6 protein-coding genes are annotated in these 7,489 nt (G+C 59.1%); 1 reads left to right on the top strand and 5 read right to left on the bottom strand.

The features are described 5' to 3' along the window. Positions 1 to 725: 725 nt before the first annotated feature. The 3 genes from BQ8482_RS31510 to BQ8482_RS31500 form a co-directional block, all read right to left on the bottom strand. Positions 726 to 1,001 carry a DUF5334 family protein gene (locus tag BQ8482_RS31510; RefSeq protein WP_123151130.1) on the bottom strand — a complete coding sequence of 92 codons (276 nt, stop codon included), beginning with the start codon at positions 999 to 1,001 and terminating at the stop codon, positions 726 to 728. Between the two features lie 11 nt (positions 1,002 to 1,012). Continuing rightward, positions 1,013 to 1,144: a YHYH domain-containing protein gene (locus BQ8482_RS40430; RefSeq protein WP_123151129.1), complete on the bottom strand. Its 132-nt coding sequence runs from the start codon at positions 1,142 to 1,144 to the stop codon at positions 1,013 to 1,015. Between the two features lie 629 nt (positions 1,145 to 1,773). Further along, positions 1,774 to 4,020, bottom strand: a complete 2,247-nt coding sequence (locus BQ8482_RS31500) for a heavy metal translocating P-type ATPase (protein ID WP_123151128.1) — start codon at positions 4,018 to 4,020, stop codon at positions 1,774 to 1,776. Positions 4,021 to 4,090: 70 nt separating this feature from the next. On the opposite strand from BQ8482_RS31500, the gene BQ8482_RS31495 reads away from it, so the two are divergent. Further along, a complete protein-coding gene (locus tag BQ8482_RS31495) occupies positions 4,091 to 4,513 on the top strand; it encodes a MerR family transcriptional regulator (RefSeq protein ID WP_123151127.1) in 423 nt (140 codons plus the stop codon). 527 nt (positions 4,514 to 5,040) lie between these two features. Here the strand turns inward: BQ8482_RS31495 and BQ8482_RS31485 are convergent. Together BQ8482_RS31485 and BQ8482_RS31480 are read right to left on the bottom strand one after the other, a co-directional pair. Further along, positions 5,041 to 6,156, bottom strand: a complete 1,116-nt coding sequence (locus tag BQ8482_RS31485; protein ID WP_123151126.1) for a Fic family protein — start codon at positions 6,154 to 6,156, stop codon at positions 5,041 to 5,043. A gap of 293 nt (positions 6,157 to 6,449) precedes the next feature. Further along, entirely contained in the window at positions 6,450 to 7,478 is a 1,029-nt protein-coding gene (locus BQ8482_RS31480) for an LLM class flavin-dependent oxidoreductase (RefSeq protein ID WP_123151125.1), read from the bottom strand. Between the last annotated feature and the right edge of the window lie 11 nt (positions 7,479 to 7,489).

Genomic DNA, 7,489 nt, shown 5'->3' with positions numbered 1-7,489 from the left:
CCTTAAATCGCGACACGCTTTAGGCGATATGAGTGGGCGGGTGATTGTTTTGTGAAGCTTCTCGGCATCCGCCAGAAAACGCTCGATGTCGGCTTCTGAAAGCTGCTTGGGGTGTTTGTGCCTGACCATGTTGGCTCTCCCTTTGAGTGGATCGCCGCAACCATCCTAGGGGAACATATTCCTACGCGCACAGCAAGGTGCGACGTGAGAATTTTCCCAAGGCTAGTTCTCTGCCTCAAGCGATTTCCGCGCCAACTGCCATTCATCCCGCACATTCTCAGGATCAATGTCGTCGTAGCCCCGAGCTTCTATGACTGCCCGATAGGCATGCGCGGGCATCGCGATGGACGGAGCCTGATCTCTGATTTGTAGGACTTCTCTTTCCGTTAGGGGCACACCCTTTTCCCGTTCCGCAGGTAAAAGAGTCGCTACCAATGCCGGGACCGGGACAATGAATTATTCTTCGGCCAAATCAGTCATCTGCTGTCGCTCCCGTCGCGCCACGGCCGGAGCTTTAAGTCTTCCCTGCGGCCGATCATCACGAACCTAGACGGGCCGGCCGCTTCTCATCATGGCATGGGCCTTCTTCCATGATTCCAGGCGTCATGACGACTAGCTCGCCGGTGATTGCCGGCGGTGCTTCTATACATCGTTGAACCGATGGCCGGCAACAACTGGCAAGAAGATGTCGCGGCCCGCTGCGCCAGCGCAGTTGATGAGCGAGATCAGTCGTCTTCCATTTCAAGAGTCCGATACTCGCCGCTTTCGTTGTCGTAGACCTCGACTTCAACTGTCGATCCGTGTCGCCGGATACTTTCGACGGTTACGTCTCGATATTCGCCAGCACCACTATCAAATATTTCGATGTCCCTGCCCGTCCTGACAAGATTACCCGTGCCAATCTCAACAGACTCGCCAGTCGTCGTATCCGTCCCATCCCAAGCATATGCATCGGACGCGCCCAAAACGAGTCCGATTGCGAGCGCAAAACATTTGATCATAGTAAGCCGCCCTAATGGCAGTGATATTGGCCAGTTTTATGATTCGTGTGGCAGCCGTTTGAGTCTGTTCCGCCGCCATGGCTGAACGCCGGGGCAACGCTATAGGCGCCAAAAAGAACACTAAGAAAAATCAGACATTTCATTCCGCCCTCCCAAGTAGATGGCTATTCGGCGCTCAATCATTGCGAGAGTCAAGAGAACACGGAAAGGCGGTCTGAGTGGCGGGCTCGTCGGGCGCTTTGCCGGCGGAGCACGTCTTGGCTCTTCTAGATGCTTGGCTCCATTTGCCGCGCGACCCTATAAGTCCTACGTTTGCCGCAGGAACCGGTCCGCCGTTAGAGGCTGATCGACAAGCCGCAAGGTGCTGCAGAGATGACCACGTTACCTAAGCGGCTCGGATATATGGCGGCCGACGACGCAAACAACTTCGTCGGTTCCATGGTGACATTGATAGAGGATCTTCCCTTCCTGGACGAACTGGAAGGAATGTTCGACGACTTCCAAAATCGCAACCGGGTGATGGCGGAGGGAGAGATGAAATATTACGCTTTGTGTCACTTGGCGCGGGTTGCGACGCTGAAAGCCTGCACCGCGATCATGCGCCAACATACTAGCGACGGGTTTTCCTCGAGCCGTCAAGCGACGGATGCAGCATTCTACGCCGTTATGATGTCAATAGGCAGGATGACGGAAGACCAATATTTGAACGACTTCAACATGCGAATGGTTGTTGCTCATCGAGCCGTCCCAAATGACACAGGAAGGCGGCAATCTACACCCCACCTTTCCAGCGCAACAGCCGCATGGCGTTGGCTGTCACCAGCACCGTCGCGCCTGTGTCGGCGAGAATGGCGGGCCACAAGCCGGTGATGCCGACTACGGTCGTCACCAGGAACACCGCCTTCAGCCCCAACGCCATGGTGATGTTCTGCTTGATGTTGGCCATGGTCGCCTGAGACAGTTTTATCATCGCCGCGACATCGCCGACGCGGCCATGCAGCACCGCCGCATCTGCCGTCTCCAGGGCGACATCGGTGCCGCCGCCCATGGCAATGCCGATGTCGGCCGCGGCGAGCGCCGGCGCATCGTTGATGCCGTCGCCGACCTTAGCGACCGTCAGCCCCTGCCCTTTCAACTCGCCGACAATGCGCTGCTTGTCTTCGGGCAGCAGTTCCGAGCGCACCTCGATATCGAGGTGCTTGCCAATTGCTGCCGCCGTGCGCTGGTTGTCGCCAGTCAGCATGACAGTCCTGATGCCAACATCGGTCAGCGCCTTGAGGCCGGCCTGCGCGTCCGGCCGAGGCTCGTCGCGCATGGCGATGAAACCGGCAAGCACATCGTTGATCAGCAGCACCGACACCGACTTGCCCTGGTCATTGAGTTCGGCGATGCGGGCCGCCTGCTCGGCCGGCAGCGCGACCTTCTCGCCTCCAGCGATCGGCGAGCCCAGGAAGACGTTCTTACCGCCAATGCGACCGACGACGCCCTTGCCGCCGAGCGCCTTGGCCTCCGCCGCCGGCGGCACCGGCACGCGATCGGCCTTGGTCTTTCGCAGGATAGCCAGGGCCAGCGGATGGCTCGATCCGGTTTCGAGTGCAGCGGCCAGCGACAGCACCTCTTTTTCGCTGATCCCGATGGCCACGACATCCGTCACCACGGGCTTGCCTTGAGTCAGCGTTCCGGTCTTGTCCAAAGCCACGGCGGTGATCTTGCCCAAGCCTTCCAGCACCGCGCCGCCTTTCATTAAAAGACCACGCCTGGCGCCGGCCGAGAGCGAGGCGGCGATTGCCGCCGGCACCGATATGACGAGGGCGCAGGGGCAGCCGATGAGCAGCAGCGCCAGGCCTTTGTAGATCCATTCGTTCCAGTCGTCGCCGAAGGCCAGCGGCGGGACGACGGCCACCAGAGCCCCCACGGCGACGACGGCGGGCGTATACCAGCGTGAGAAACGGTCGATGAAGCGTTCCGTCGGCGCCTTGCTTTCCTGGGCATCCTCGACCAGCTTGACGATGCGGGCGATGGTGTTGTCGGACGCCGCAGCCGTGACGGTGATGCGCAACACGCCGTCGCCATTGATGGTGCCGGCGAATACGTCCGCGTCGACGCCCTTGCGCACCGGCACGCTTTCCCCCGACACCGGCGATTCATCGATGGCGCTTTCGCCCTCGATGATCTTGCCGTCGGCTGGAATGCGATCGCCCGGCCGCACCAGAATGACGGCGCCAACCCCAAGGGCTTCGGCCGGAACTTCGCGCGTGGCGCCATTCTCCTCCAGGAATGCCGTCTTGGGCACCAGCGTGGTCAGCGCCTGGATGCTGGAGCGCGCCTTGCCGGCGGCCACGCCTTCCAGCAACTCGCCGACAAGGAACAGGAAGACCACGGTGGCGGCTTCCTCGCCGGCACCGATGATGACGGCGCCGATCGCCGCGATGGTCATCAGCATTTCGATGGTGAAGGGAATGCCGGCGAGCACGGCCATCACAGCTCGCCGTGCAATCGGGACCAGTCCGATCAGCATGGCCGCTATGAAAAGCCAGACGCCGGTGGCCGGCCAGAAATAGTGAATCGCAAAAGCTGCGGCCAATGCGGCCCCGCTGGCGATGCTCAGCCGGCCTTTGGCGCTGTTCCACCACGGCCCCTTGGCCGGCGTGTGGTCGTGGCCATGCAAGCTCTCCACGTCGTCGTGGCCATCTTTGGCTGTGCCGGCATGGTCGCGGCCAGCATGATCGTGGCCAGCGTGATCATGGCCGCCTTTGGTGCCGTGCCCGGCCGGCTTGGCATTCTGTCCGGCTTCGCTCGTGAGCTGAGCCACAGAATAGCCGAGGCCCGTTACCTTCTTTTCGATCGCGGCGAGGTCGCTTTCGGCAGCGTGCCTGACGGTCATGGTGCCGGCAGTGACCGAGACGTTCACATCCTGGACGCCATGCATGCGCCGCACCGCGCTATCGATTTTCGTCGCGCAGCCGGCACAATCCATGCCTTCGACGCGATAACGGGTTTGTGCGGCGGTTGCAGCCATCGTCTCACTCCTTGAACCATTCCAGCGGCACGCTACATTCTCTAGCGACTAGAGGAGCAAGCGAAAAATCATGCGCAGTGTCCCGATTGGCGAAGCGGCACGACAGAGCGGCGTGAAAGTGCCGACCATCCGCTACTATGAGTATATCGGCCTGCTGCCCGCGCCGAACCGCACCGAGGGCAATCGACGGCACTATGAGACGAGCGATTTGCGCCGGCTGGCGTTTATTCGCCATTCACGCGAGTTGGGGTTCGACATCGAAGCCATCCGCACCCTGCTGACGTTGCAGGATAATCCCAGCCAGCCCTGCGCCACGGCCGACACCATAGCCCAGGCGCGGCTGGCCGACGTCGTTCAGCGGATACGCAGCCTCACGGCATTGAAGGCCGAACTGGAACTCATGGTCGAAGGCTGCCGGCACGGGAAGGTCGGCGAATGCCGGGTGATTGAGGTGCTGGCCGATCACAGCCAATGCGAACACGCCCGGCACTGACTGGACCCGATCTCGAACGATCTAATCATTCGTGAGCCGGCCTTTCCGCCACCATTCAGGTCATGAGGCGCGACTGCACGGCGAGGTGATGATTTTGACCACGGCTAAGCCACCGAGCTGAAGTGCGGCTTGCACCTCGGCAATTGTCCGGAACGGTAGCGGCGGCCGTCTATTCCTTTGCATCGGCGCGTCACAAGGACGTGATTTGCTTTGCCCATGTAACAAACTAGATGGGCCAGACGAAGGTGATTTTGAGAAAGGCGAAGCCGACGGCACCGCCGATGCGTTGGCCGTTATTGCTTCGGTCGCCCGAAGTGCCATGAATATTGCCGAAACTTGAAGATGAAAACGCGCTGGCACCGCAACCGTCGCCCTGACATTCTCATGGAAATGCAGACGGGCCCGTTTAAGTCGGACTTGGTGCGCTCAGGCTTTGCTCAGCGCGATCCTGAATTCATAGACCTTTTTGCTCAAAACTTCGCACGTGTCGCTGCGCGAGTAAGGTGGCAATAAATCTGTGCTGCGGTTTACCTGCGGTCATCCAGAATGTTCAGGGCGTAACGCGTGTGTCGCCGTTCGCCAGTTCTTATCATCGCGCCCTTGGAAACGAGGTCTTGCAGATCTCTTGTCGCCGTCGCGCGCGATGCTTGAGTGATGGCGATATAATTCTCGGCGCTGAGCCCTCCTTTGAACCCGTCGATGCCTTCGCGGAACATTCGGGCGATGACCTTTTCCTGCCGCTCGTTGAACTGGTTTCGGTAGCGTTCGTAAAACTTGGCTTTAGCTACGGAGAATTCGACGCGGACCAGCGTTACGCGTTGCGCTTCAAGGATCGTGTTGGCAAAGTAGAGCAGCCAATTTGTTACCGCGTTGCTCTTATTGCTGGCCTGCAGGTTGTCGTAGTAGGCCTTGCGGTGGCGTTCGATCGTGTATGCCAAAGCGATGAGACTTGGCTCACCCAGGCTTTGAGCAAGCGCCTTTTCGCAGAGGGCACGTCCTATGCGGCCGTTGCCATCCTCAAATGGGTGGATGCTCTCGAAATAAAGGTGCGCGATACCGGCTCGCGTCAACGCCGGGAGCGGCGTCTTACCTTTAGGCGCGGTATCGTTGAACCAAGCGGTGAAAGCATCCATTTCGGCTTTTACCCGCGCTGAGGGAGGTGCCTCGAAATGCACTTTGGGCTTATCCAGCCGATTGGAAACGATCTGCATGACGTCGGCATGCTGGCGGTAATTGCCAATGGTCTCAATACGCCGTTCCCCCGACATCACCATCTTGTGCCAAGCGTAGAGAGTGCGATGCGAGAGGACATGGCCAAAATGTAAATACACGTCGGCCATCATTTCCGCGATGCCGCGCTCGGCAGGCGGAATGCGCCTGTTCTCGCTGCCCAGCCCAAGTTGCTGGCGCAGGGATGATTGCAGACTCTCGCGGTTGAGGTATTCCCCTTCAATCGCGGACGTCTTCAAGGCCTCTTCACTGATAAGATCGATGCGTATCTGGTCGCGATCGTCAGAACCGACGTGCCGAAAGACACCCAGGAACTCACCCGATCGCAGCAGGAATTCGCTTTCCAGCGGTTCCAATTCTTCCTTATCGTAGGTAAAATGCGGCCAGTCAGCCTGCTCCCAATTCCATACCATGAGTTATAGCGCACCTTTCTATAACTCATAGTGCCTTAAATAATGAGCTATAGCAATCTTCTCTATGCCTCAGAAACCGGAGCTTTGGCCTGATACGCACAAGTTCGCCCTCTCTTGCGAAACGACATCGGGGCGATTTCTTAATCGGCAGGCCGTTCAAATATCTAGGGCCTCCACAAGCGTGCGCGCCCTCCACCCACACACCAAGCACTATATCGGCATCATGCGCGGGACCGGGAAGGTGATGGTGCGCCGGAGAAATTCAACTCCGAACGCGGAACGCGCATTGCACGTCAGGTAACTCGAGCCATGATTTCAGATTGGATCGTCCTTGCGGTGTATAGCGAAGCGTCTAAGGACAGATTCCCAAATGCAAGTTGGCAAAGTAGATAATTAGCACCGGCCTCTTCGAGTTGATCAAGAAGAGCTTGTCGCGCAGAAGATGCCGTTCCCACCACGCACAATTCGCTCTCGATTGCTGCATCCAAGCTCAGCGGCAGATTTGGCGGCGTCTGGAGCGCATTGAGGTCGTAGAGGAACCTGAAGCTCTTGAGCCATCGTTCGTAAGCGGGTGCCGCGAGCGCATATGCTTCTGTTTCCGATCGCGCGATCACGACCATGCGGAGCATTCCAAGAAATGGCCCTCGCTCGTCCGCGTCGGCACTGCGCTCCCGGCAGGCTCGGAACGCATCAGTAATTCTGCGAACAGAAGAGGCAGGTCCCAGGCACGCGATGTTGGCGCCACTTGCAGCGGCCCAGCTGGCCGACTCGGGTCTATTGGTGGCGATCCATGTCGGTGGATGGGGGCGCTGATGAGATCTCAGCGTCAAAGGGACGTCATTCAGCTCAAAATGGCGGCCGCGATAGGACAGCGTGTCGCCCTTCATCGCCTTAATAAGGATTTCGCTGGCTTCCGCATAGTGACCTGGCGCCGCCTCCGCAGCAATCCCGAAGTAACCCAATTCGACTGGGAGAGAGCCGCGCCCTATACCCAGTTCGACCCTGCCACCACTCAACTGGTCCAGCATGCAGATCTCCTCGAACGCACGCAGCGGATGATAAAGGGCAAGGAGCATTACCATCGGGCCGACGCGAAGGTGCCGGGTGCGCTGGACGACACTGGCTAAGAACAGATTCGGCGATGGGCCTCTCCCGTGCGGAGTGCAGTGGTGCTCTGCCAGATGATATGCGTAGAAACCAAGGTGATCGCACGCCTCTGCTAAACTCAGGCGATCGGCGTATTGTCGGGCAATCTCGCAGCCATCCTCGTCCAGGTGGTCGAATATGCCGAAGGTCAGGCCCCGGGGGAAGGCATTCTTCACGAATTTTCTCC

This window comes from Mesorhizobium delmotii (assembly GCF_900149755.1).
GTDB classification, from domain to species: domain Bacteria; phylum Pseudomonadota; class Alphaproteobacteria; order Rhizobiales; family Rhizobiaceae; genus Mesorhizobium; species Mesorhizobium delmotii.
This window is presented reverse-complemented; position numbering and strand designations above follow the sequence as displayed.

Excerpts from the sequence above, each read along its gene's own strand:
- BQ8482_RS31485 (WP_123151126.1), bottom strand. The coding sequence starts at position 6,156 with ATGGTATGGAATTGGGAGCAGGCTGACTGGCCGCATTTTACCTACGAT.
- BQ8482_RS31495 (WP_123151127.1), top strand. The coding sequence starts at position 4,091 with ATGCGCAGTGTCCCGATTGGCGAAGCGGCACGACAGAGCGGCGTGAAA.
- BQ8482_RS31510 (WP_123151130.1), bottom strand. The coding sequence starts at position 1,001 with ATGATCAAATGTTTTGCGCTCGCAATCGGACTCGTTTTGGGCGCGTCC.
- BQ8482_RS31500 (WP_123151128.1), bottom strand. The coding sequence starts at position 4,020 with ATGGCTGCAACCGCCGCACAAACCCGTTATCGCGTCGAAGGCATGGAT.
- BQ8482_RS40430 (WP_123151129.1), bottom strand. The coding sequence starts at position 1,144 with ATGAAATGTCTGATTTTTCTTAGTGTTCTTTTTGGCGCCTATAGCGTT.